Here is a 22,431-nt window from a genome sequence, read left to right as displayed (position 1 = left end):
TTCCCCCGCACCCCCGCCGCAGAAAACCGGAAGCACACGCAGGTGCTTCCCTACCGGTTCGTTGGTATATCGCGTTGCCGTGAATGAACGTACGACGCGTTACCCACCGCTGAACGGAGACTCGTCGTAGTGCGCGAGGAGGTCCGCCGGGTCGTCGTAGATGGCGACGGCGTCGGAGAGGTCGGCGTCGCCCCAGCCGCCGCAGCGTACGGCAACGCATGGCACGCCCGCGCGCTTCGACGCCGTCACGTCGTACGGCGTGTCTCCCAGCATCACCGCTTGGTGCGGCTCGATGCCGGCGGACTTCACGGCGGCCTCCACGATGTCCGGCTCCGGCTTGGATGCGTCCGCATCGCTGGACGAGGTCTTCTCCTCGATCAGGTCGCGGAGGCCGGCCTGCTTGAGCAGCGCGTCCAGGTCCTCATCGCTCGCGGAGCTGGCGACGGCCAGCGTGAGCCCCTCGTCGTTGAAGCGCTCGAGCAGCTCCCTCGCCTTCGGAAACGCCTTCAGCGACGGGAGGTACTTCTCGCGAAAGATCTCCCCCCGCCGCCCGGCGATGCGCTCCCCCTCGTCCGAATCCTCCTCGATGCCCGTGAGCTCGGGCAGCACCTTGTCGCCGCCCATCCCGATCAGCCGCCGCACTTCCGCGAAGTCGATGGGGTGCCCGAACTCCGCGCCCACGTCCACCCATGCGCGGGCGTGAGCGTCGTTGCTGTCGATGAGGGTGCCGTCCACGTCCAGGATCACGGCGCGCGGACGGCTCACGCCTCCTCTGCCGCGACGGGCGCCAGCGGGGTGCGCGCGGGGCCGTTCAGCACGGACCCGTCGGTGCCGAAGCGCGAGCCGTGGCAGGGGCAGTCCCAGCTCTTCTCCAGCCCGTTCCACTGCACCACGCAGCCCAGGTGCGTGCAGATGGCCGAGCGCTCGTGCAGCACCCCGCGCTCGTCGCGGTACGCCGCCACCTGCGCGGTCCCGCGTCGCAGGATGCAGCCGGTGCCGGGCGCGATCTCCGCCTCGGACCCCACCTCGCCCGGCTTCACGAGGTCGGTGTACTGCACCGCCACGTCCAGGTTCTCCTTCACGAACTCCTTCACCGAGCCCGCCGCCAGCGTCACGCGCGACGGGTCGTACAGCTTCTCCCACGGGTTCGCGCGGCCCGCGATCAGGTCGGTGATGAGGATGCCGGCGATGGTGCCGTGCGTCATCCCCTGCCCCGAATCTCCCGTGGCCACGTACACGTTGCGCATTCCCGACGGGTCGCGGCCGATGAACGCCATGTAGTCCACCGGCTCCATCACCTGGCCGCTCCAGCGGTAGTCCACCGTCTCCACCGGGAAGCGCTCGCGCGTCCACGCCTCCAGCCGGGCGAAGCGCTCCTCCGCGTCGTTCTGGTGCCCCGTCTTGTGGTCCTCGCCGCCCACGATCAGCACGTCGTGATCGTCCGACCGCTCGTCGCGCTGGAGGCGCACGTAGTGGTACGGGTCCAGGTCGTCCCAGTACAGCGCCGTGGGCACCACGCCACGGGGGATGCGGGCGCCGATCACGTAGGTCCTGTACGGCGCCTGCTTTGTGTGGATGCTCACCAGGTCGCTGATGGGCGAGTTGGTGGCGATCACCACCGCCTCGGCAGTCACCGAGAAGCTTTCGCCGGTCACCTTCGGACGCAGCCCGCCCTCCACGCCCGTGACGTGGCTTCCGGTGTGGATGCGCCCGCCGTCGCGCTCGATGGCCTTCGCCAGGCCCTGCACGTACTTGAGCGGATGGAACTGCCCCTGCCGCGGAAAACGCAGGCACGGCCCCGTGTTGAACGTCGTCACCGGCGCAGTCGCCAGCTTCTCCACGTCGCCGAAGCCCGCGCGGTGCGCCGCCTCCATCTCCTCGTCCAGGCGGCTCGACGACTGGCCGGGGCCGGGGAAGAGGTAGCCGTCCACGCGCACGAAGTCGCAGTCGATGTCCTCGCGCGCCACGATCTGCTCGATGCGCTCGATGGCGGCCTGGTGGCTCTCGTAGGCCGTCCGCGAGCCGTCCTGGCCGTGCGCCTTCTCGATGGCGACGAAGCGGTCGTCCTGCGCGCTCGCCAGGTGCGCGGTGGTCTGCCCCGTCTCGCCGCCGCCCACCGCGTTGTCGTCGAGCACGATCACGGACTTGCCCTCGCGCGCCAGCAGGTACGCCGTGGTCATGCCCGCGATGCCGGCGCCCACCACGCACACCTCGGCCGTGGTGTCGCCGGAGAGTGCGGGGTACTCGCGAAGCGGCGCCGTGCCCTTCCAGACGGACTGCGACCTCTCGGACGATTTCATCTCCCGGCCTCCCCTGTTCGATGCGTGCAGCGGCGCCGCCCGCCCCCTGGCGGCCGGTCACCGGGACGCCGCCGGACTGCAAGTGCCGTGACACCGCGGCACACTCCCGAAGCCTGCGACGGGAGATGAACGGCCAGCCAGCTTCCCGCGAACCGGCGCTTCGCCGAGCCGTCCGAACGACGGAATGATCGGATGAAGCGAATCCGCTGACCTGCCCCCGCACGGGCCGCGAAACCGTTCGCCGCCCGCCACGATGCCCCAGGAGCAGGCCGCGCAGGCGGCCTTCGTGCCGTTGCAGCCGCGGGTTTACCCGCCAGGCGTGAGGCCGCGGCGATCTTCCGCCGACCGGCATCTCCCGACGCGAAAAACGGGAGATGACCATCCGGCCATCTCCCGTCCATCCATTCTGGAATTCTCACCCGCCGCGCATCACCAGCGAGGACTTCGATCCATCGCTCGTCAGCGTCCGTCCGATCGTCCGCCGTGCATCTACGGACCGATGCTGTTCCGGTAGATGATCAGCTGCGAACGAGCTGGACACCGCCGGAGCCGGTGCGGATCTCCACACGGCCGCGGCCGTCGCCGATGGTGCCTTCCAGCTGGTGGCGGCTGGAGCGCCGGGCAGTGACGGGGAAGCCGACCGACACGCCGCCGCTTCCGGTGACTACCGACAGCTCCGCCCCGAAGTCCGCCGGCACCCCCAGCGTCACTCCGCCCGAGCCGGTGGCGATCCGCACGTCCGCAGCGTCGCGGCGCAGGTCCAGGCGCACGTGGCCGCTGCCCGCGTGTGCCACCGCGCGCTCCGCCGCCACGCCCGCCAGCGTGATCCCGCCGGAGCCCGCGTTCGCGCGCAGGTCCGCCGCCTCGATGCCGGAGCCGTTGATGCCGCCGCTGCCGGTGTTCAGCTCCACCGTGGTGCCGCGGATGCCGTCCACCCGCAGCCCGCCCGAGCCGGACGACACGCGCACCGCGCCGCGCGCGTTCGCTACCCGCGCGCCGCCGGAGCCGGTGCCCACGTCCAGGCTGCCGCTGGTCCCGTTCGTCTCTACCGCACCGGAGGAGAGGCGCACCCGCAGCGTGCCGTTCACGTTCGCCACCGTCACGCGTCCCACGCCCTGGTTCACCGATACCGAGCGGCCCGCGGGCACCAGCACCCGCGCGTCGGCATACGCGTGCGTCCCCGACCCCCACCCGGCGATGGTCACCTCACGCCCGCCGCGCCCGCCCCAGCTCCATCCGCCGCGCTCGTCGTCGCTGTCGCCGCCGAACGTGCCGTCCGAGCGGACCCGCAGCGAGCTGCGCGACAGGCGCCCCATGCGCGGGTAGATCACGTCGGCGTCCGGGTACACCACCCGCAGCGTCTGCGCGCCGCCGATCACGCCCTGCTCCACGCGCAGCTTGGACGCCTCGTCGCCGGCGCGCGTGACCTCCACCACCACGGCGGCGCCCTGGCCGGCTTCCACGCGCACCTCGCCCGCCAGGTTGTAGAACGCCGCGCGGTCGCCCGCCAGCGTGAACCGCTGCGCCGCCGCGGGCAGCGCGAAGAGCGCCGGGCCGGCGGCCGCCAGCACGAACGCACGCGAGATGGATGGGGAGAGCGTCATCGGGCAGGCTCCGTGTTCTCGGGAGATGGGTAGCGGTCCGGAAGGACGGGGACCGCGATTCGGAAGATGCGGGAACGACGGCGCCTCCGCTGCGCGCGACGGCGGAGCGGAGGCACCGGCGCGGCTCAGCGCGAGAGCACCAGGTCGCCGCTGAAGGTGCGGACGGTCACGCGCGCCCCGCCGCTGCCCACGGACACGTGCCGGTCGCGGCCCGACGAGCGGGTGATGCGCGCGCCCGAGCCGCCGGTCTCCACGTCGCCGCTGAAGCTGCTCATGTCGATCTCGGCCGAGGCGCCGGACGGCAGGGCGAGCGACACGTCGCCACTGTGCGTGTTGATCTGCATGGCGCCGGAGGGATCTAGGTCGCCCTCAATGCGCACGTCGCCGCTCACCGACTGGAAGCTGCCCTGCAGGCGCCGGCCCTCCGCGTGGATCTCGCCGCTCACGGTGGAGACCTCCAGGCGGCCCGTGACCCCGGCGACGGAGACCTCGCCGCTCACCGTGCCCACGCGGGCGTCGGACGTGGCCGCGTCGCTCGCCACGTCGCCGCTCACGGAGTTGACCTCCAGGCCGCGCCGCGCCGCGCCGTGCACCTCCACGTCGCCGCTCACCGACTCCGCGTGCACGCGGTCGCTGCTCACCGTGACGCTCACGTCGCCGCTCTTGGTGTTCGCGATCACCTCGCGGGGGCGGCCGGTCACACGCAGGTCGCCGCTCACCGAGCGGGCATCCACCAGGCCGTTCACCCCCGCCACGCCCGCGTCGGCGCTCACCGTGCGCACCGTCACGTCCTTGCCCGCGGGCACCCGCACCTCCAGGTCGCTGCCGCGGATGTCGTGGCCGCTGCGGGGCAGCACCACGCGCACCACCACCCGCCCGCCCTCGTTGGCGAAGTCCAGCCGCTCCGTGCCGCGGCCCAGCGTGCCCGTGACCTGCACCTCGTTGCGGTCCCACGCGGTGACGCGCACGGACCCGGACACGTTGCTGATCTCCACCGCGCCGCCGGCGCCGGTCGCCAGGCGGCGGTCCACCTGCTGCTGCGCCGGGCAGGCCCCGGCCATGGCCGCCACACTCGCGGCCGCCAGCACGAACGTCTTGCCGATCATGGGATGTATGCCTTCGGATGGATGGTGAGTGCTTCTTCTTCCGTCGTCAGATCTGCACGGCCCGCTGCAGCGTCTCGACCTTGGTGTCGTATACCGACGAGAGCATCTGGGCCAGCTCGCGGTTGTTCGGGTCCTTCTCCAGCGCCGCCCGCGACTGGCGGATCGCCTCGTCGATGATGCGCAGGTTGCGGTCGATCACCGCCGCCGTCTCCGGAGACAGCTGCTTGCGGCGGGCGTTCAGCAGCAGCGTCAGGTCGCCCACCGCGCGCTGGTACTCCGCCTCCGCCGGCCGGAAGGCCACGAGCGCCGCCCCGCGCGACACAGGGCTGAGCGCCGACGGGGGAACCGAGGCGAGGACCTGTGTCTCGTGCCGCCGCATGAACGCGAACGTGGCCGCGGAGGAGACCGTCATCAACACCACCGCGGCGGCGGAGAGCAGCCACCACGGAACCCGCACCCTGCGCGACGGCAGGTGCACTACCGCGGCGCCGCCCATCTCGTCCGCATCTTCCGCCTCGTCGTTCCCGCTCGTGGCGCCGCGCGGCTCCAGGCGGGAGGCGATGCCGTCCCACAGGTCGCGCTCCGGGGCGATCTCGTGGGGCAGCTCCTCGGCCCGTGCGAGCAGGGCCAGCAGGGCGTCGGCCTCGGCGCGGCAGGCGGGGCACGCCTCCAGATGCAGGTCCACCTCGCGCCGCTCGCGCAGCGGCAGCTCGCCGCCCGCCCAGTCGTCCAGCCGTGCCAGCGTCTCGTCGTGGCTCATCGTTCCAGCGCCTCTCTCAAGAGCTTCCTCGCGCGGTGCAGCTGCGCCTTGCAGGTCCCCACGGCCCAGCCGTGCATCTGCGCGATCTCCTCGTGCTTGTAGCCTTCCACGTCGTGCAGCACGAACGCCGTGCGTGCTCCCTTGGGCAGCGTGGCCACCGCCCGCTCCAGGTCTATCGCGTGCCCCGGGTCCATCGTCCTCCCCGGCCGCTCGAAGGCCGCGGGGTCGTCCGCCCCGAAGATGCGCGACACCCGCACGCCCTCGCTGCGCTTGTCACCCAGCACCACGTTCACCGCCAGCCGGTGCAGCCATGTGGAGAAGGCGCTCTTGCCCTGGAACGAGCCCAGCTTCTCCCAGGCCCGAACGAACACGTCCTGCGTCAGCTCCTCGGCCCGGCCCCGGTCGCCGGCAATGCGCAGGCACAGCGCGAACACCCGGTCCGCGTTCTCGCGGTACAGCCTCTCGAACGCGGCCGTGTCGCCCTCCTGGGCGCGGCGCACCAGCGGCGGAACGCCGGCGGAGGTGCTTTCCGCGTGTATTTCAGCCACCATGGTCGCCATCGGGCCGAACCGGAGGGAGGTGAGGATCTGTCCCGCTGGCAATGGGATGCGGGCCGGTCCGCGAAGGTTTAAACGTCATCGGGAAGATGCGCGAAGAGGTACGGGGAAGTGCGGATGCGGGAACGACGGGGGGTACGGAGGGGAGGGCGGGGGTGTTTCGCCACTACGCGGCGAACGGGCGGACGCGATCGACGGATCACACCCTTGCCCAGGCGATGCTCGCCCGGCGCGGCGGAGGAAGGCCGTCCGTGCGGCCGCGGAAGTAGAGCGCGGCTGCGTCTGCGGGTTCCAGGAAGCCGGCGCGGGAGAAGCCGAACGCGCGGAGCTTCGCTTCCAGCTCGCGCGGATCGCTGCGGGTGAGCCACGGCTCGCCGATCTCCGCGGCGCGCTGTGCCAGCGACGGAGCGGCGGATGGGCGAGGTGCTTCGGGCTGCGAGAAGGTGAAGACGATCTCCGTGCCCGGCACCAGCGCGGAGACGGCGCGGAGGACAGCATCGCCCGCGGCTTCGGTGAGGTACATCAGCACGCCGAGCCAGGTGAAGAACACGGGCGCCGTGACATCGACCCCGCCGCGGACGAGCGCGTCGGGCAGCGGCTCCAGCTCGAAATCCACCGCGACGTGCCGCACGTTGCCGGGGATGGCGATCCCGCCGGCCGCGAGGCGCCTGCGCTTCTCGTCCTGGCTAGCCGGATGGTCGATCTCGAAGATCGCCAGCTCGCGCGCCCACGCCGGCTGGCGGTACGCGAACGTGTCCAGGCCCGCACCCAGCACCACGTACTGGCGCACCCCGCGCGCGACGGCCTCGGCCAGCCGGTCCTCCGCGAACCGCGACCGCAGCACCACGTGCGATCGCAGCGCCCGCGCCCCATCTCCCGCGAACCGCTCCGCATGCTTGCGGATGTGGTCGCTCGCGGCGGGATCGAGCAGCCGGAGGGCGATGGGATCGTCCAGGATCTTCGGCTCGCCGTCCAGCACCTGGTGCACCGCCCGCAGCAGGGCCACTCCAACCGCCGTCCCGCTCGACGCCCTCTCCGCCACGCCGCCTCCTATCTACCGAAGTCCTGTCCGAGCCCGTTCGACTCGAAATCACCTTCCGTCAGCGGGGATGAAGCTCCGCCTTCCCAGGCGGATTTGGGACGCGCTCGCCTCCTCTACGCCCACACCACACGCCGAACCCGCACCGCCAGCATCGCCGCGACCACGGCGAGGGAGATGACCAGGCCGGCCCAGACGCCGGACGGGCCGGCGCCGCGCGCGAAGCCGAGATAGTAGGCCACCGGGAATCCCACCAGCCAGTAGCCCACGATGGTGATGAGCATGGGCACCCGCGTGTCCGCCATGCCGCGCAGGATGCTGAGGCCGGCGACCTGCGCGCCGTCGAAGAGCTGGAAGAGCGCCGCCATGAACAGCAGCGACGTGCCGACCGTGACGATGGCCGGGTCGTGCGTGTAGAGGCCGATCAGCCAGCGCGGCACGGCCAGGAAGCTGAGCGCACACAGGCCCATGAAGCCCAGCACCAGCGCGTACGTCGTGACCGCGCTGCGCTTCACGCCGCGGGGGCTGCCCGCGCCCACGTGCTGCCCCACGCGAATGGAGCCCGCGATGCTCGTTCCCAGCGCCACCATGAACGTGGCCGAGGCGATGTTCAGCGTGACCTGGTGTGCAGCCTGCGCCACCGGCCCGATCCACCCCATCATCACCGCCGCGCAGGCGAAGATGCCGATCTCCGCCCCGTTCTGCGCCCCGATGGGCAGCCCGATGGCGGCGATGCGGTGCGCCGTCGCGCGCACCGGGCGCCAGCTCACGTCGCGGGGGGTCAGCTCCGGCCTCAGCGCCACGTAGCCGGCGAGCACCGCCAGCATCGCCCAGCGCACGATGGTGGTGGACCAGCCGGAGCCCACCACGCCCAGCGGCCGCACCCAGCCCGGCACGCCGTAGATGAGCGCGAAGTTGCCCGCCACGTTCACCGCGATCCCCAGGAACGTCACCACCATCGCGGGCTTGGTGCGGCCGATGCCGTCCAGGTACTGCCGCAGCGCCATGAACAGCATGAACGGCCCCAGGCCCACCGCCAGCGCGCGCATGAACCCGCCTGCCAGCCGCGCCACCTCCGGCTGCTGGCCCAGCGCCAGGGCCACCCGCTCGCCCTCCCAGCAGAACGCGACGAGCGGCACCGAGAGCGCGGCGGCGATCCAGAGCCCCTGCACCAGCACGCGCCGGCACTCGCGGGGCTCGCCTGCGCCCCACGCGCGGCTCACCAGCGGCGTCATGCCCATCACCACGCCCATGCAGACGATGGCGACCACCATCTGGAGCGAGCTGCCCAGGCCCGCGGCGGCCAGCGACGGGGCGCCCAGCGGCCCCACCATGATGGTGTCGGTGATGGTCATGGCCACGGCGCCCAGCTGGCTCACGACGATGGGCCCCGCGAGCCGCGCCAGCGCCCGCGTCTCGTGCAGGTACAGCAGCCCGCGGCGCCTGCGCCCGTGCGTGGGCCGGGCGGCGCGCGCAGGCTTGTGACGGGACGATTCGGTGAGGACGGGCATGGGAGCGGACCGGAAGGAGCGACGCGTGGCTTCGGTTCCCAAGATACCACCGCGTGCCTCCGCCGTGCACCCGTCCTCCGCCAATCGCGATCGACGCTTGCCCATGCGTCCGGTTCGAATGCTTGACAACCGATAAGCATCGACTTATATGTAACCCATGCAGAGAGCGGCGGCGGTCGAAGGCAAGATATTCCAGGCGCTGGCGGACCCCAGCCGCCGGGCGATCTTCGAGTCGCTCACGCACGGCGAAGCGGCGGTGAAGGACCTCACGGCGCGCTTCGACATCTCGCAGCCGGCGGTCTCGCAGCATCTCGCCGCCTTGAGAGAGGCGGGCCTGGTGAACGCCCGGCGCGAGGGGCGCTGCGTCTACTACCGCGTGCAGCCGCAGGGAATGAAGCCGCTCATCGACTGGATCGCGCACTACCGCGCCTTCTGGACGGAGCACGTCGACCGCCTCGAACAGCTGCTGGAGAAGATGGACGAATGACTGCCATCGACAAGACCGCGCCATCGCAGACCGAAGCCATCTCGTTCGAGTTCGATCTGCATCATTCGCCCGAGAAGGTGTGGCGCGCGCTCACCGACCCCGTGCTGCTCACGGAGTGGCTCCTGCCCGTTGCCGGTCTACAGCTCGATCCGGGGGCCGCGTTCACGTTCAAGGCGCCGCCGCAGCCCGGATGGGACGGCATGGTGAATTGCCGGTTCCTAGAGATCGAAGCGCACAGGAAGCTCAGCTACACGTGGGTCGTGGGCGGCATGGACACCGTGGTGACGTTCACGCTCACCCCCACCGAGTCGGGCACGCGCCTGACCCTCGTGCAGTCCGGCTTCCAGCCGCACCAGAAGCAGAACTTCGGCGGCGCGCGGTACGGTTGGAGGCTGATGGGCGGGAGGCTCGTGGACCTGCTCGCGAGCATCCCGTGAGCAGGCCGCGGCAGTCTGTAGGTCCTATCGGCAGATGGGGGGCATTGTGACCAGACACGAGGAGGAAGCGATGCGGATCGGGAGGATGGACCAATGAAGCGAGGCAAGGGCATCACCACCGGCTACTGGGTCGCCACGTCGGTCTTCGCGCTGCAGATGGGCTTCACCGCCTATGCCCAGCTCCGCCTTCCCCAGGTCGCCGAGGCCTTCACCCACCTCGGCTTCCCCGCGTACTTCCGGGTCGAGCTGTCGTGGCTCAAGCTGGCGGGGATTCTCGTGCTCCTCCTCCCCGCTCCCGACCGGCTCAAGGAGTGGGCGTACGCGGGTTTCGCCATCACCCTGGGCTCCGCCCTCGTCGCCCACCTCTCCGTGGGGGACGGTGCGCCGCAGTGGAGCTGGGCCGCGGGTACGGCCGTGCTCTGGGCACTGTCGTACTTCTTCTTCCGGAAGCTGACGCCTGGAGATGGCCGCGCCACGCTCGAGGCGCGCTAGGCGACCTGAGGTGTCCAACCGCTGACCGGTGGCCGGGCGGGGCCGAATCGCGGCGTGCCTGCGCAGGAAACGGAGCTTCACAGCGAGGTGCAGACGATATGAAAAAGGCCGCAACGACCGAGGGCGAGTCCCCTTCTCGGCTGATCGACGCGAGGATCGAGGAGCTGGGCGACTGGAGGGGCGAGACGCTCGCCCGCGTTCGCGCACTCATCAACGAGGCCGACCCACAGGTGGTCGAGGAGTGGAAGTGGCGAGGCGTTCCGGTCTGGTCTCACGACGGGCTGATCTGCACCGGCGAGACGTACAAGAGCGTCGTGAAGCTGACTTTCGCGAAGGGCGCTTCGCTCGACGACCCTTCGGGGCTGTTCAACTCCAGCCTCGAAGGCAACACCCGGCGCGCCATCGACATCCGCGAGGGTGAGGCGATCGATGAGGATGCCTTCAAGACGCTGATACGTGCCGCCGCCGCCCTGAACGCATCGTCCGCCCGGTAGCCGAGCCCGGCTCCCACTGCGAAACGGTCCGTCGGATAGGCTCGTCCGTCAATGGAGCGCCTCCCGATCATTCGCGAGCGGTAGGGTAGATTCTCGAACAGGCGCCATCGAACCCCGCTCGCCTGTCCTGGGCCGAAAAAGCATCGCGGGCCCCGCCGTTGTGGCGGGGCCCGCGATGCGTGGTGCGTCCGTAGATGTCCGAGGCTAGTTCGGGTCGCCGACGGAGGCCTGGGGGGCGACGCGGCGCACCTCGCCTTGGGAGATGAGCGCCTCGGCGAAGTCCTGGCGCTCCTCCAGTTGGTTGAGGCGGCCGTCGATGCCGGTGAGCAGGTCGCGGATCTGGCCGAGCTCGGCAACCGGGCGCGGGCGCATGCGCTCGGCGATCATCACGTCCAGCAGCGCGCCCACGCGCTTGGCGATGGGGCGAAAGATGAGAACGCCGCCGGTGGTGAGTATTCCGGTGACGGACATGATGGTGATCCCGGTTCCAGGATCCATGGTGACTCCCTTCCTGTGGAGCGAATGCCTTGGCCTGTGCGCCTGCCCGGCCTGGTACGCCGTTCGCGCGGAACGGGTTTCAGCCGGCGGCCCGGTCGGCCTCGCGGGCGGGTGCGTCGCGGGGTGCACGGGAGCGCGGCGCGGGCTGCGGACGCCGCTTCAGCAGCGGCAGGCGGAACGCCATGAGGGTAGCGAAGACGGCGGCGAAGATCAACGGCTCGCGCACGTCCTTCTTCACCAGCCAGTAGAAGTGCACCACGCCCAGCCCCGCAGCCACGTACACCAGCCGGTGCAGCCGCTGCCACCTCTTCCCGCCCAGCCGCTTGATCGAAGCCTTCGTGGACGTGACCGCCAGCGGCACGAGCAGCAGCAGCGCCGTGAAGCCCACCGTCACGTACGGGTGCTTCACGATGTCCTCCACGATGAAGCCGGGGTCGAAGCCCTGGTCCGTCAGGTAGATGGAGAAGTGGAGCACCGCGTAGAAGAACGCGAACAGTCCCAGCGGCCGGCGGAGCTGGACGAGGTAGTTCCACGCGCCCAGCCCCCGCAGCGGCGTGACCGCCAGCGTCACCATCAGCAGGATCAGCGCGGTCTTGCCCGTGCGGTGCGTGACCTCCTTGATGGGCTCGGCGCTTAGCCCGCCGTGGAAGCCGTCCCAAAGGATGAGGGCGAGCGGCAGCAGGCACAGGACCCACATCACCGGCTTGGCCGCGCGCCTCGCCAGCCCTTCGGCGCCGGACGGCTTCGCCACCGCTAGAAGTTCCTGCGCAGGTCCATGCCGCGGTACAGCGACGCGACCTGGTCGCCGTAGCCGTTGAAGGGCAGCGTGGCGCGCTTGAAGAAATCGCCGATGCGGCGCTCGCGTGCCTGGCTCCAGCGCGGGTGGTCCACCTGCGGGTTCACGTTCGCGTAGAAGCCGTATTCGTTGGGCGCCGCCTTGTTCCAGGCCGTCGCCGGCTGCCTGTCGGTCAGGCGGATGCGCAGGATGGACTTGATGCCCTTGAAGCCGTACTTCCACGGCACCACCAGGCGCAGCGGCGCCCCGTTCTGCGCCAGCAGCGGGCGGTTGTACAGGCCCGTGGCGATGAGGGTGAGCGGGTGCATGGCCTCGTCCATCCGCAGTCCTTCCACGTACGGCCAGTCCAGCACGTCGCGCTGCTGGCCGGGCATCTGCCGCGGGTCCAGCAGCGTGGTGAACTCCACGAAGCGCGCGCCCGGCGTCGGCTCGGCCCGCGCCAGGATCTGCCGCAGGGGGATGCCGTTCCACGGGATCACCATCGACCACGCCTCCACGCAGCGGTGGCGGTACACGTGGCTCTCCACGCGGTACGGCTTCACCAGGTCGTCGAAGGCGTAGCGGCCCGGCTTCCGCACCAGCCCGTCGATGGTCACCGTCCACGGGCGTGTGTGCAGCAGGCCCGGCGCGTTCTCGGCCGGGTCGCTCTTGTCGGTGCCGAACTCGTAGAAGTTGTTGTAGCTGGTGACGTCCTTGTACGGCGTGGGGTCGTCCGCGGCCGCCCCGCCGCCCGCCGATGCGGAGAGCGACGCCGGCACCGCCGCGGCCGCGGCCGCCATGCCCGCCGCGGCCAGGAACTGCCGGCGGTTCAGGTACGTCCGCTCGTCCGTGATCTCCGACGAGGGAATGTCGCTGGGACGCTTGATGAGCATGCTGCTCTCCGGTTCACGGTTTCCTGCGCGGGCCTCTCACAAGCTCCTGGCAACACGCATCCACCTGAGACGCTGCCACGGCCGGATTGTTCCCCGCATCCTGCACGCCACCCGGCCATACGACGCGTCCCACCCGGCCGGATCGCATCACCCGAAAGGCTTCGAAGACGACAGGACGATGCGGCGAGGGCGTGAGACTGCCCCGCGGCAGCGCATGCAGTCGGGAGATGTGGACAACGATCCTGCGCATCCGTCGGATGGGATGCAGATCGGGCTCGACAGGCGACGAATCGCGCGTCGAGCCCGCCGGCCCCGTTTCCTTCTGCGGGAATGGGAGCCGATCTCCAATCCTCCGCACATCCCCGATACCGCCGCGCATCTGCCGATCATCTCCGCTCAGCATCCCAATCCTCCGCCCCGCATCTACCGAACGCGGTTGCCGGGCGGACGGGTCAGACGGTGAGGGCGGTGACGGCCGCGGTGAGGACCAGCGCGATGCTCATGGCGAAGCCGTAGCCCCAGCCCAGCGCCACGTACTTGACCGCCGTCTTCATGAACGACTGGCGGTACACGCGCTTCATCGCCCAGAACAGGTAGACGAAGAACCACAGGCAGAGCGCCGCGGTCACGCCCGGCTGGCTGGTGAGCAGCGTGGCCGTGAAGAGCAGGAACGCGAAGGCGTGCACGTGCAGCGTGAACACGAAGTGCTCCACGTACAGCCGGTTGCACCGCGCGTACAGCAGCTTGAGGATGAACGCGAACACGGGGAGCAGCACGAAGATGGCCTTGGGCGCGTTCTGCTCCAGCCCGCCCACGAAGGTGCGTAGCGCCTCGCTGGGGGTCATGGCGTTGAGCCGCGCCTGCTGCTGCACCGCGCGGCGGCCCAGCGGCTTGGCCCAGTCCGGCAGCCGCGTCGTGTCCGGCACGTTCAGGTTCATGTGCGGCCCGCCGGCGCTGCGGCCCAGGCGGACCTGCGGGCCGCCGCGCGGCACGGGGGGCGCCGCGGGCGCGCGCGCTGCCGGCGTATGGGCCGCGATCGAGTCGCTCACGAGGTTGTGCAGCGAGTCCGACAGCGTGCCCACCGTGGCGCGGCTCTGCGACTTCACCTCGAACGCGTCGTTGCCGCTGGTGACGATGGACAGCACCAGGAAGAAGAGCACGCTCGACGCCAGGTACAGCCGCAGCGGCCGGATGTAGCTGGCGATTCGCCCCCGCAGGTACTCCTGCGTGAGGAAGCCCGGCCGCGCCAGCAGGTACACCGCAGACACGGGCAGCTTGGAGTTGAGCGCAAGCTGGTCGTCCAGGAAGTCGACCAGCATCTCGCGCAGCGACACGTGCACCACGCGGCGCGCCTGGCCGCAGTGCCGGCAGTAGTTGCCGGGCGTCACGTCGCCGCAGTTGGCGCACGGGTCGCCGGCGGGCAGGGGCTGCCCGTCGGTGACCGGGCTGGTGAGGGGGTCCACCACCACCGGCGCCACCTTCCACAGCGGGATGCGCCGGGCGATCTGCTTCACCACGTGTCGCCGCCTCCCGGAGGGGGCCACGCGCCCTGCGAGCGCCGCAGCAGCACGATCTGCCCCAGGTGGTAGCTGTTGTGCGCCGCGATGATGTGGATGGCCTCCACCGCCGTGGTGCCGTTCTTCTCGTCCACCACGCGCTCCAGGTCGCCGGTCCGCGCCTGCTCCACCATCGCCTCCAGCCCCGTGCGGAACCGCTCCAGCGCCGCGGCCCAGTGGCGCGAGCTACCCGGCTCCTCCGGCCCCGGCCAGCCGCCCGCGGCGTGCTCCGGCCCGTGCACGACCTCGCCGCGCATGCGCTTGACGTACAGGTCCTGCCAGAAGGTCATGTGGTTGAGCGTGCGGTACACCGAGTGGCGGACGCGGCCGGGCCGCTCGCCCGCGTCCATCCACTTGAGGCCCTCCAGGGCCCCCAGCGTGTCCACGTGCGAGCCCTTGCCGTGCAGGGCGTCCACCAGCATCTGCGAGACCAGCGAGTTCAGGTCGGACATGGGCGGCGGGGGTGCGGGTGAGGATGCGGAGCGCCGGATCGGGCGTGCCGGAGGCTTGCGGTGGAGGTACGTCGTGCGTCCGTCCGGTCGATGCGCGGGATCGCGGATGGAGATGCGCGGCGGGACTGCGGGCTCCGGCCGGGACGGGAGATGCGGGGCGGCGGCGCGGGTTTGGAAGCCCTCGGGAGATGCGCGGCACGGGCGGTGCAGCGCCGTGCGGGCCCGGGGGCGCCGGTGCGCCGCCGCGGCATCCATCAACTCGCCGGGAGCCATGCACACCAAGTTCGCCGCACCCCTGCTCGCCGCCGCCGTGGTGGCGCTGGCGGGCTGCCCCAACCGCGGGATGGTCATCAACAACCCCGTGGCCCACACCCCCGGCGCGCCGCCGCCGGGCGTCGCGGTGCCCATGCCGCCGCTACCCAACGACCTGGACGGCAACTACACGCTGAGCGAGGTGGGCGGCGTGCGCATTCCCGCGGCGGTGGACAGCGCGGGCGGGTGCATGGTGCGCGTGGTGGCGGGCTCGCTCTCGCTGAGCGACCGGCACTTCACGTACTCGCAGACCACAGAGCGGCGCTGCGGCGCCGGGCCCGCCTCCACCACCGCCCAGCGCGCGAGCGGCCACTACGACGCCGTGGAAGCCTCCGTCACCCTCACCGCCGACGCGGCGGACAGCGGCGCGTTCAGCGTGGCGGAAGTCGCGATGCTGGGCCGTGGCACGCTCCAGGTCACCCGCTTCGCCACCGGGGCCGGCGTGCGCGGCGCGGACTGGCGCTTCGTGAACATGGACCGCCGCCGCCGCTAGACTAGCCGTCACCGGCTCGGCGGACGACGATCGGTCGGGCGAAGCGCCTGCCGCGCGTCCACGCCGAGATCATCCGAGCTCCGCATCGCCCGTCCGCCGGCAAGCGTGGACGGGCGATGCGTCGCGCTCGTGTGCCGGATGCGGGGCGCCCACCGGCGTCAGGTGTGGGCGAGGACGGGCGGGACGTCGCCGGCCAGCTCGCGGAACAGCGCCTCGCGCGCCTCGCCGATCATCTCGCGCACGCGCTCGCGCAGGGCGGGCACGTCCGCGGCGCTGAGGCCGGCGGTCTCCACCGGGGCCAGCACGCGCGCCTCGGCGCGGGCACGGCTGAAGAGCAGCGAGCCCTTGGGCATGGCGCCGCGCGTGCCCGCCACCGCGATGGGCAGGATGGGGCAGCCCAGCTCCACCGCCAGCCGGAACGCGCCGTCCTTGAACGGCAGCAGCTCGCCCGTGGGCGAGCGCGTGCCCTCGGGCATGATCATCACCGAGACCTTCTTGAGCAGCCGGTCGCGGCAGTCGTCCAGCGCCTGCGCGCGGCTGGTGCGCTCGCCGCGGCGCACCTCCACGTCGCCCGCCATCTTCATCATCCACCCCATCACGGGGATCTTGAAGATGGCCTCCTTGGACAGCCACTTCATCTCCCACGGCAGGTGCGAGATGAGGAAGATGTCGGCGAAGCTCTCGTGGTTCGCCACCGCCACGTACGGCCGCCGCGGGTCGCGGATGCGCACGCCCGAGGTGCGGAACTTCCACAGCGGGTTGAGCGCCACGGCGGTCACGGCGGCCCGGCGGAACCAGCGGCCCACCACGTAGCGGCCCGGGTCGCGCGGCGCGGTGAAGACATAGACCACCGTCAGCCAGGGCAGCCACAGCAGGGCCACCAGCGCGGTGGAGATCCAGATCCAGATGGAGATCAGTCTGCGCATGCCGTAAAGATAAAGGCCCACGCCGCTTCCGTCACTCCCCGTGTGGGACGCGCGGCGCGGCGTGGATCGTTTCGCGGTTCTTCGTAAATGCCTCGTCTCGGCAGAGAGGCCCGTGGGGGCCGAGACGCACGTCGGCGGAGCGGATCTTCCGGCCCGCGCTCCATCCACCGTAAATCGACGTCGGTAGATGGAGACGCGGGTTTGAGGCCGGCTACAGGTCGCCGAGCATGCGGTCCACGCGGGCCTGGAGGTTGGGCTTGGTCTCGCCCGCCAGCGCGGTCTCCAGCAGGTCCGCCAGCTCTTCGTTGAAGTCCAGCGGGAACTTGCGCGCCAGCCGCACCAGCGGCGCGAACGCCAGCAGCACGGTGCGCGGCACGTCCGTGTCGTCGCCGCCATCCTCCTCGTGGGCCGATGACTTCCACGCCTCGGGGTCGGCGTTGCTCCATGGCTCGGCGTCGTCGTCCTCGTCGATCTCCTCTTCCTCGGCGACCAGGCCGTCCGGCAGCCCGCCGCCGCGGATGGAGACACCCACCATGGCGCGGATCTCCTGCATCGCGTCTTCCGGCTCCTCGGCCAGCAGGCCCACCTGCACGGGCTCCTGCGTGGCCTCCTCTAGCACCACCAGCGTCTCCGGCGGCAGCAGCGCGCGGAAGCTGGGGCGCTGGTTGCCCAGCACGTAGAAGGCGACGGGGATCAGCCCCGTCCCGTCGTCGGCCAGGCCCTCGCCGTCCACCTCGCGCATCTCCAGCACGACCGGCTCGTCTCTCAGATATACGTGCATTCCACGCCCTTCTCGTTGGTTAGACGCGTTCGGCTCCCGCGCGCACGGCTCTGCGGTGCGGAAGATGCCTACTATCGCGCCCCAACGCTTTTGTTCCCGGAGAGACGATGACGGCCATCCCCATCCTTTGCAACGAGAAGGCCGGCGCGGGCACACGCGCCGAAGACGAGCTCCGCGAGGCCTTCGCGGGCTCGGCGCTGCGCTACGTGCTGCGCCCCGTGCCCGCGGACGAGCTGGCCGAGGCCGCCCGCGGGCTGTCGGCCTCGGGCACGCCGGTGGTGGGCGTCTCGGGCGGCGACGGCACGGTCTCCACCGTGGCGGGCGAGCTGGCGGGCACCGGCACGGCGCTGGCCGTCTTCCCGGGCGGCACGCTGAACCACTTCGCCGTCGCGCTGGGCGTGGACACCTTCCCCGCGGCGGTGGAGGCCATCGAGGCGCGCCGCGAGGAGCGGATCGACGTGGGCGAGGTGAACGGCCGCGTGTTCGTGAACGGGATGTCCATCGGCATGTACCCGCGGCAGCTGCGCATCCGCGAGAAGTGGCAGGGGCGGGTGGGGAAGTGGATCGCGGCGGCCATCGCGGGCGCGGCGGTGCTGGGCGACTTCCCGCGCGACCGGGTGGTGGTTCGCGCGCCCGGGATGAAGGAGACGGCGTTCACGCCGCTCCTGTGGGTGGGGCCGGGCGAGGGCAGCTTCCGCAACCCCACCGAGGAGCCGCGCGACCTGCGCTCGGGCAAGCTGGAGCTGGTGGTGATCGCCGCGGCGTCGCGCGCGCGGCTGCTGCGCATCGGCCTGCGCGCGGTGATGCACAACGGCGACGGGCTGAGCGTGTGCCGCGCCGAGAAGGACTGCGCCGTGCACCTGCTGGAGGAGTTCACGCTGACATCGCCGCCGCGCCTTGCGCTGGACGCCGGCATCGATGGCGAGCTGGTGCCGCTGGACACGCCCCTGGAGTTCCGGATTCGGAAGGCAGCGCTGAAGGTATTCCGGGGCTTGGGTGGCGCTGCGACGGAAGGAGCGTGATTCGTTTCGGTTCGGGTGGGCTGACGGGAACGACCCTTCCGACGAGCCGCGCGAGCGCATGCAACTGCTGCGCGCTCAAGAACGCTCTCGGCGGGCGAGGGAAAGTGGCGTGAGCGGGCGCAAAGCGGCGCTCTGCACGAGTTCGCGGTGTCCGGCAATGGCCGGGAATTGCCACTCGATACCGGGGCCTTATCTTGCGGTTCTTCCAGACTGGAAGCCGCGCCGAGGTAGAGGCCACCGGAATCGGCCTCTCGCTCGTCGTCCATCGCATCCCATCGACCGTTCGCGCCCTTCGCCTCGCATCCGCCGTGAGAGTCGGGAGACGAGCAGGCGGCGGGCGTCGCGCATCTCCGTCGTACCGCCGTGCATCCACCGGCTCCCCATCTACCGAATGCTGATGGAGATGCCGGGAGATGCGTGGCTTCTGACGTGTGCGGCGGGGCGTGTTCGGGAGATGCGGTGAGGGGCGATACCGGGGCGGCTGCGGCCTTGCATCTCCCGTCCGCCGAGACGTCGAGGCCGCGCCGCCGGCCCGATGCGCATGAATCCACACACCCGCCCCGCCCGCCCATGCTTCCCGTAGTCCAGACCGACGCGCGGACCGAGCGCCTGGAGCGCGCCCTGCGCGAGCGCATGCGCGGCGAGGTCCGTTTCGACGCCAAGAGCCGCCTGCTGTACAGCACCGACGCATCGCTGTACCAGATCCTGCCCATCGGCGTCGTAGTCCCCCTCGACGCGGCAGACGCGGAGGCGGCGATCCGCGTGGCGGCCGAGGAGGGCGTGCCCGTGCTGCCCCGCGGCGGCGGCACCGCGCTCGCTGGGCAGACGGTGGGCGCGGCGCTGGTGATGGACTTCACCAAGCACATGAACCGCGTGCTGGAGCTGGACCCCGAGCGCCGCGTGGCCCGCGTGCAGCCGGGGCTGCGGCTGGACCGGCTGAACCGCGCGGCCGCCCCGCACGGCCTCCAGTTTGGCCCAGATCCCGCGACGATCCGCCAGTGCGCACTGGGCGGGATGATCGGCAACAACTCGTGCGGCGCCCGCTCGCTGGTCTACGGCAAGACGGGCGACCACGTCCACTCGCTCCGCTGCATTTTGGCGGATGGGCACTGCACGCACTTCGGGCCCGTGCGCCGCGACGCCGTCGCTGCGCTGCCCGGCCGCGAAGGCGAGCTCGCCCGCGCCGTGCTGGAGGTGCTGGAGCCGCACCGCCAGGGCATCGCCGAGCGCTACCCGCGCATTCCCCGCCGCGTGTCCGGCTACAACTTCGACGCGCTGCTCGAGGCGCCGGAGCTGAACCTGGCGCAGCTCATCGTGGGCTCCGAGGGCACGCTGGCGACCGTGGTCGAGGCCGAGCTGGGCCTCGTTCCGGTCCCCGCCAGCCGCGCGCTCGTGCTGCTCAGCTTCGCCGACCGCTTCACCTCGTTCGACGCGGTGCCCGCCATCCTGCCGGAGCGCGGGCTTTCCGCGCTGGAGATCGTGGACTCGCGCGTGCTGCGCGGCGCCCGCGAGCTGATCGACTTCCGCGCCACCGCCGCGCTCGTGTCTCCCGACGCGCTGGGCGTGCTCTTCGTGGAGTTCTCCGGCGACGCGGGCGACGAGGTCGCCGGGCTGGCGCACGACTTCGCCCGGCGCGCTCCGTCGCTGCCGGGCTCGCCGCAGGCCGGCGTCTTCCTGGGCGCGGCGGAGCAGAACGCCGCGTGGGCACTGCGGCAGGCCGCGACGGGGCTGCTGTACCGGACGACGGCCACGCGCGACATCAAGCCGCAGGAGTTCGTGGAGGACACCGGCATCCCGCCGGAGAAGCTGGGCGCGTACACCCGGCGCTTCGAGGCCATCGTGCAGGGCCACGGCACGTCTACCGGCTTCTTCGGGCACGCGGGCCAGGGCTGCCTGCACATCCGCGTGGACCTGGACCTGAAGCGCGGTCGCGACGTGAAGCGCATGCAGGCCATCGCCAGCGACGTGGCCGAGCTGGTGGTGGAGTTCGGCGGCTCGCTGAGCGGCGAGCACGGCGACGGCCTGGCGCGCAGCGAGTTCCTGCCGCTCATGTTCGGGCCGGAGATCATGGACCTGCACCGCAAGGTCAAGCACGTCTTCGACCCGCAGGGCCGCATGAACCCGGGCAAGATCGTGGGGCCCGTGCAGGCGATGAGCGACAACCTGCGCTTCGGCGAAGAGTACCGCGCCGCATCTCCCGAAACGTGGTTCGACTACTCGGAAGACGGGGGATGGGACAAGGCGGTGGAGAAGTGCAACGGCATGGCCATCTGCCGCAAGCTGGACGCGGGGACGATGTGCCCCTCGTTCATGGTCACGCTCGAGGAGCAGCACGCCACCCGCGGCCGCGCCAACTCCCTGCGCGAGGCCATGCGCGGCAACTTCGACGGGATGAGGAGCGAGGAGGTGCTGGAGTCGCTGGACCTGTGCCTCCAGTGCAAGGCGTGCAAGACGGAGTGCCCCGTGGGCGTGGACATGGCGCGCTACAAGGCCGAGTTCCTGGCCCAGCACCACCGCGAAACGGGCGTGCCCAAGGAGGCGCTCTTCTTCGGGCGCATCCACGACTTCGCGCGCGCGGGCTCGGTCGCGCCGCGGCTCGCCAACCTGGGCAGCCGCCTCTTCGGCGGGCTGATGAAGCGCGCCGCGCACGTGGACCCGCGCCGCAAGCTGCCCGAGCTGGCGCCGCAGCCCTTCCGCCGCTGGTTCGCCAAGCGCGAGGTTTCGGGAGATGCGGGGCGGCCGGTGGTCGTGCTCCTCGACGACACCTTCCACAACTTCTTCCAGCCCGGCCCGCTGGCCGCGACCGTGACGGTGCTGGAGCGCGCCGGCTTCCGCGTGAAGCTGCCGGACCGCCAGGTTTGCTGCGGGCGCGCCGCCGTCAGCAAGGGCCTGCTGGATCACGGCCGCGCCCTCCAGCAGACGCTGCTGGACACGCTGATGCCGGACGTGGAGGCGGGCGCGCAGGTCGTCGGCGTCGAGCCCAGCTGCATCCTCACCCTGCGCGACGAGCTGCCCGACCTCGTCCGCGACCCCCGCGCGAAGGCGCTGGCCGGCGCCTCAGTGATGCTGGAGGAGTTCCTCGCCGCGCTCCCGGACTACCGGCCTGGGCGCCTGGACCGCCGCGCCGTCGTCCACGGCCACTGCCACCAGAAGGCCATCGTCGGCATGGGCCCGACGACGGAGGTGCTGGGGCGGGTCGAGGGGCTGGACTTCACGGTGCTGGATTCGGGATGTTGCGGGCTGGCCGGCTCGTTCGGGTACGAGAAGGGGCACTACGATGTGTCGAAGGCCGCGGGCGAGCGCGTCCTCTTCCCCGCCGTCCGCGGCGCCGCGCCGGACGACCTCGTCGTCGCCCCGGGCTACTCCTGCCGCACCCAGATCGGCGACTTCTGCGACGGTCGCCGCGCCCTCCACCCCGCCGAGCTCCTGGCGATGGCCACGCCGGAGCCGTGAACTGGAAGCAGGCCGGGAGACTTGTCGCCGCGGACTAACGGACCCTGGCGAGTTGTCAGGGCACGCGTAGAAGGTCACATTGTCCGCACTGCAGATTGGATGATCCGCCGACTACCACACCCTGCGTTCTCAATGCAAGCCACCATCGGGCCTGCGGAGCCGTTGGCTGACACGTTCAGCCTCAAGTCCGCCCAGATACTCGTGCCGCGGCCCCATCTCTCTCCGGCTCTTACCGACAACACCGGCCTGCCCTCTTGGCTTTCGTTCGTACCGAAGGATGGTATCTGGACGGATTTGGTCAGGATGGGCGGGACCGTCGTGCTTCTGCTCGCGCTCCTGCTCGCGATCTTGGGCATCGGCTACCTGATTCGTCGGGTGCTACACACTTACCGATTCTATGCTTGGGACGAGCCGCCGCGGCGGATGAAGCGTGTCTCCTTCGGGAAGGACGGCGTCACCTTGGAGTACGTCGAGGAGCAGCTT

At 71.2% G+C, this 22,431-nt stretch carries 23 protein-coding genes; 8 read left to right on the top strand and 15 right to left on the bottom strand.

Annotation, left to right across the window (positions count from 1 at the left end; all coding sequences use genetic code 11):
- Positions 1–99: 99 nt before the first annotated feature.
- From VFE05_24305 to VFE05_24270, 8 genes are all read right to left on the bottom strand, one after another.
- Entirely contained in the window at positions 100–765 is a 666-nt protein-coding gene (locus tag VFE05_24305; GenBank protein ID HET6233221.1) for an HAD family hydrolase, read from the bottom strand.
- The gene (locus VFE05_24300) at positions 762–2,300 is read right to left on the bottom strand and encodes an FAD-dependent oxidoreductase (protein ID HET6233220.1); all 1,539 of its coding nucleotides are present in this window, start codon (positions 2,298–2,300) and stop codon (positions 762–764) included. Before VFE05_24300 ends, VFE05_24305 begins: the two co-directional genes overlap by 4 nt.
- A 518-nt stretch (positions 2,301–2,818) precedes the next feature.
- Complete coding sequence (locus VFE05_24295) at positions 2,819–3,904, bottom strand: DUF4097 family beta strand repeat-containing protein (GenBank protein HET6233219.1); 1,086 nt, start codon at positions 3,902–3,904, stop codon at positions 2,819–2,821.
- Positions 3,905–4,029: 125 nt separating this feature from the next.
- Positions 4,030–5,010, bottom strand: coding sequence for a DUF4097 family beta strand repeat-containing protein (locus tag VFE05_24290; GenBank protein HET6233218.1), 981 nt, complete (start codon positions 5,008–5,010; stop codon positions 4,030–4,032).
- Positions 5,011–5,056: 46 nt separating this feature from the next.
- Positions 5,057–5,770: a zf-HC2 domain-containing protein gene (locus VFE05_24285; protein HET6233217.1), complete on the bottom strand. Its 714-nt coding sequence runs from the start codon at positions 5,768–5,770 to the stop codon at positions 5,057–5,059.
- Positions 5,767–6,321 (bottom strand): RNA polymerase sigma factor, encoded by a 555-nt coding sequence (locus VFE05_24280; GenBank protein ID HET6233216.1) that lies wholly within the window; start codon positions 6,319–6,321, stop codon positions 5,767–5,769. Before VFE05_24280 ends, VFE05_24285 begins: the two co-directional genes overlap by 4 nt.
- Before the next feature lie 205 nt (positions 6,322–6,526).
- Positions 6,527–7,369, bottom strand: coding sequence for a class I SAM-dependent methyltransferase (locus VFE05_24275; GenBank protein ID HET6233215.1), 843 nt, complete (start codon positions 7,367–7,369; stop codon positions 6,527–6,529).
- A 113-nt stretch (positions 7,370–7,482) separates the two neighbouring features.
- Entirely contained in the window at positions 7,483–8,877 is a 1,395-nt protein-coding gene (locus tag VFE05_24270) for an MATE family efflux transporter (protein ID HET6233214.1), read from the bottom strand.
- A 157-nt stretch (positions 8,878–9,034) separates the two neighbouring features.
- Here VFE05_24270 and VFE05_24265 point away from each other — a divergent pair, with 157 nt between their 5' ends.
- From VFE05_24265 to VFE05_24250, 4 genes are all read left to right on the top strand, one after another.
- The gene (locus tag VFE05_24265) at positions 9,035–9,364 is read left to right on the top strand and encodes a metalloregulator ArsR/SmtB family transcription factor (protein HET6233213.1); all 330 of its coding nucleotides are present in this window, start codon (positions 9,035–9,037) and stop codon (positions 9,362–9,364) included.
- On the top strand, positions 9,361–9,801 hold the full coding sequence (locus tag VFE05_24260) for an SRPBCC domain-containing protein (protein HET6233212.1): 441 nt from the start codon (positions 9,361–9,363) through the stop codon (positions 9,799–9,801). The genes VFE05_24265 and VFE05_24260 overlap by 4 nt, the downstream gene beginning before the upstream one ends.
- Positions 9,802–9,894: 93 nt before the next feature.
- On the top strand, positions 9,895–10,293 hold the full coding sequence (locus VFE05_24255; protein HET6233211.1) for a DoxX family protein: 399 nt from the start codon (positions 9,895–9,897) through the stop codon (positions 10,291–10,293).
- Positions 10,294–10,391: 98 nt separating this feature from the next.
- Positions 10,392–10,787: a DUF1801 domain-containing protein gene (locus tag VFE05_24250; protein HET6233210.1), complete on the top strand. Its 396-nt coding sequence runs from the start codon at positions 10,392–10,394 to the stop codon at positions 10,785–10,787.
- Positions 10,788–10,991: 204 nt separating this feature from the next.
- On the opposite strand, the gene VFE05_24245 is transcribed toward VFE05_24250, so the two are convergent.
- The 5 genes from VFE05_24245 to VFE05_24225 all read right to left on the bottom strand — a co-directional run bounded on the left by VFE05_24245 (position 10,992) and on the right by VFE05_24225 (position 14,961).
- On the bottom strand, positions 10,992–11,285 hold the full coding sequence (locus VFE05_24245; GenBank protein HET6233209.1) for a hypothetical protein: 294 nt from the start codon (positions 11,283–11,285) through the stop codon (positions 10,992–10,994).
- A gap of 79 nt (positions 11,286–11,364) precedes the next feature.
- Positions 11,365–12,036: a protein-methionine-sulfoxide reductase heme-binding subunit MsrQ gene (locus tag VFE05_24240; GenBank protein HET6233208.1), complete on the bottom strand. Its 672-nt coding sequence runs from the start codon at positions 12,034–12,036 to the stop codon at positions 11,365–11,367.
- A 2-nt stretch (positions 12,037–12,038) separates the two neighbouring features.
- A complete protein-coding gene (gene msrP / locus VFE05_24235) occupies positions 12,039–12,953 on the bottom strand; it encodes a protein-methionine-sulfoxide reductase catalytic subunit MsrP (GenBank protein HET6233207.1) in 915 nt (304 codons plus the stop codon).
- A gap of 452 nt (positions 12,954–13,405) precedes the next feature.
- Positions 13,406–14,470 (bottom strand): DUF3667 domain-containing protein, encoded by a 1,065-nt coding sequence (locus VFE05_24230; GenBank protein ID HET6233206.1) that lies wholly within the window; start codon positions 14,468–14,470, stop codon positions 13,406–13,408.
- A complete protein-coding gene (locus VFE05_24225; GenBank protein ID HET6233205.1) occupies positions 14,464–14,961 on the bottom strand; it encodes a DinB family protein in 498 nt (165 codons plus the stop codon). The genes VFE05_24230 and VFE05_24225 overlap by 7 nt, the downstream gene beginning before the upstream one ends.
- 271 nt (positions 14,962–15,232) lie before the next feature.
- Here VFE05_24225 and VFE05_24220 point away from each other — a divergent pair, with 271 nt between their 5' ends.
- Positions 15,233–15,766 carry a hypothetical protein gene (locus tag VFE05_24220; protein ID HET6233204.1) on the top strand — a complete coding sequence of 178 codons (534 nt, stop codon included), beginning with the start codon at positions 15,233–15,235 and terminating at the stop codon, positions 15,764–15,766.
- A 158-nt stretch (positions 15,767–15,924) separates the two neighbouring features.
- Here VFE05_24220 and VFE05_24215 read toward each other — a convergent pair whose 3' ends face one another.
- Together VFE05_24215 and VFE05_24210 are read right to left on the bottom strand one after the other, a co-directional pair.
- Complete coding sequence (locus VFE05_24215; GenBank protein ID HET6233203.1) at positions 15,925–16,713, bottom strand: lysophospholipid acyltransferase family protein; 789 nt, start codon at positions 16,711–16,713, stop codon at positions 15,925–15,927.
- 190 nt (positions 16,714–16,903) lie between these two features.
- Positions 16,904–17,473: a hypothetical protein gene (locus tag VFE05_24210; protein HET6233202.1), complete on the bottom strand. Its 570-nt coding sequence runs from the start codon at positions 17,471–17,473 to the stop codon at positions 16,904–16,906.
- A 107-nt stretch (positions 17,474–17,580) separates the two neighbouring features.
- Here VFE05_24210 and VFE05_24205 point away from each other — a divergent pair, with 107 nt between their 5' ends.
- The 3 genes from VFE05_24205 to VFE05_24195 all read left to right on the top strand — a co-directional run.
- Positions 17,581–18,495: a diacylglycerol kinase family protein gene (locus VFE05_24205; GenBank protein HET6233201.1), complete on the top strand. Its 915-nt coding sequence runs from the start codon at positions 17,581–17,583 to the stop codon at positions 18,493–18,495.
- Between the two features lie 570 nt (positions 18,496–19,065).
- Positions 19,066–21,948 (top strand): FAD-linked oxidase C-terminal domain-containing protein, encoded by a 2,883-nt coding sequence (locus VFE05_24200; protein ID HET6233200.1) that lies wholly within the window; start codon positions 19,066–19,068, stop codon positions 21,946–21,948.
- Positions 21,949–22,110: 162 nt separating this feature from the next.
- Positions 22,111–22,431, top strand: a 321-nt coding sequence (locus VFE05_24195; GenBank protein HET6233199.1) for a hypothetical protein, incomplete at its 3' end; no start/stop codon positions are given.

The organism is Longimicrobiaceae bacterium, assembly GCA_035696245.1.
Classification (GTDB): Bacteria; Gemmatimonadota; Gemmatimonadetes; order Longimicrobiales; family Longimicrobiaceae; genus DASRQW01.
This window is presented reverse-complemented; position numbering and strand designations above follow the sequence as displayed.

Excerpts from the sequence above, each read along its gene's own strand:
- VFE05_24300 (HET6233220.1), bottom strand. The coding sequence starts at position 2,300 with ATGAAATCGTCCGAGAGGTCGCAGTCCGTCTGGAAGGGCACGGCGCCG.
- VFE05_24295 (HET6233219.1), bottom strand. The coding sequence starts at position 3,904 with ATGACGCTCTCCCCATCCATCTCGCGTGCGTTCGTGCTGGCGGCCGCC.
- VFE05_24290 (HET6233218.1), bottom strand. The coding sequence starts at position 5,010 with ATGATCGGCAAGACGTTCGTGCTGGCGGCCGCGAGTGTGGCGGCCATG.
- VFE05_24285 (HET6233217.1), bottom strand. The coding sequence starts at position 5,770 with ATGAGCCACGACGAGACGCTGGCACGGCTGGACGACTGGGCGGGCGGC.
- VFE05_24280 (HET6233216.1), bottom strand. The coding sequence starts at position 6,321 with ATGGTGGCTGAAATACACGCGGAAAGCACCTCCGCCGGCGTTCCGCCG.
- VFE05_24270 (HET6233214.1), bottom strand. The coding sequence starts at position 8,877 with ATGCCCGTCCTCACCGAATCGTCCCGTCACAAGCCTGCGCGCGCCGCC.
- VFE05_24265 (HET6233213.1), top strand. The coding sequence starts at position 9,035 with ATGCAGAGAGCGGCGGCGGTCGAAGGCAAGATATTCCAGGCGCTGGCG.
- VFE05_24260 (HET6233212.1), top strand. The coding sequence starts at position 9,361 with ATGACTGCCATCGACAAGACCGCGCCATCGCAGACCGAAGCCATCTCG.
- VFE05_24255 (HET6233211.1), top strand. The coding sequence starts at position 9,895 with ATGAAGCGAGGCAAGGGCATCACCACCGGCTACTGGGTCGCCACGTCG.
- VFE05_24250 (HET6233210.1), top strand. The coding sequence starts at position 10,392 with ATGAAAAAGGCCGCAACGACCGAGGGCGAGTCCCCTTCTCGGCTGATC.
- VFE05_24245 (HET6233209.1), bottom strand. The coding sequence starts at position 11,285 with ATGGATCCTGGAACCGGGATCACCATCATGTCCGTCACCGGAATACTC.
- msrP (HET6233207.1), bottom strand. The coding sequence starts at position 12,953 with ATGCTCATCAAGCGTCCCAGCGACATTCCCTCGTCGGAGATCACGGAC.
- VFE05_24225 (HET6233205.1), bottom strand. The coding sequence starts at position 14,961 with ATGTCCGACCTGAACTCGCTGGTCTCGCAGATGCTGGTGGACGCCCTG.
- VFE05_24220 (HET6233204.1), top strand. The coding sequence starts at position 15,233 with ATGCACACCAAGTTCGCCGCACCCCTGCTCGCCGCCGCCGTGGTGGCG.
- VFE05_24210 (HET6233202.1), bottom strand. The coding sequence starts at position 17,473 with ATGCACGTATATCTGAGAGACGAGCCGGTCGTGCTGGAGATGCGCGAG.
- VFE05_24205 (HET6233201.1), top strand. The coding sequence starts at position 17,581 with ATGACGGCCATCCCCATCCTTTGCAACGAGAAGGCCGGCGCGGGCACA.
- VFE05_24200 (HET6233200.1), top strand. The coding sequence starts at position 19,066 with ATGCTTCCCGTAGTCCAGACCGACGCGCGGACCGAGCGCCTGGAGCGC.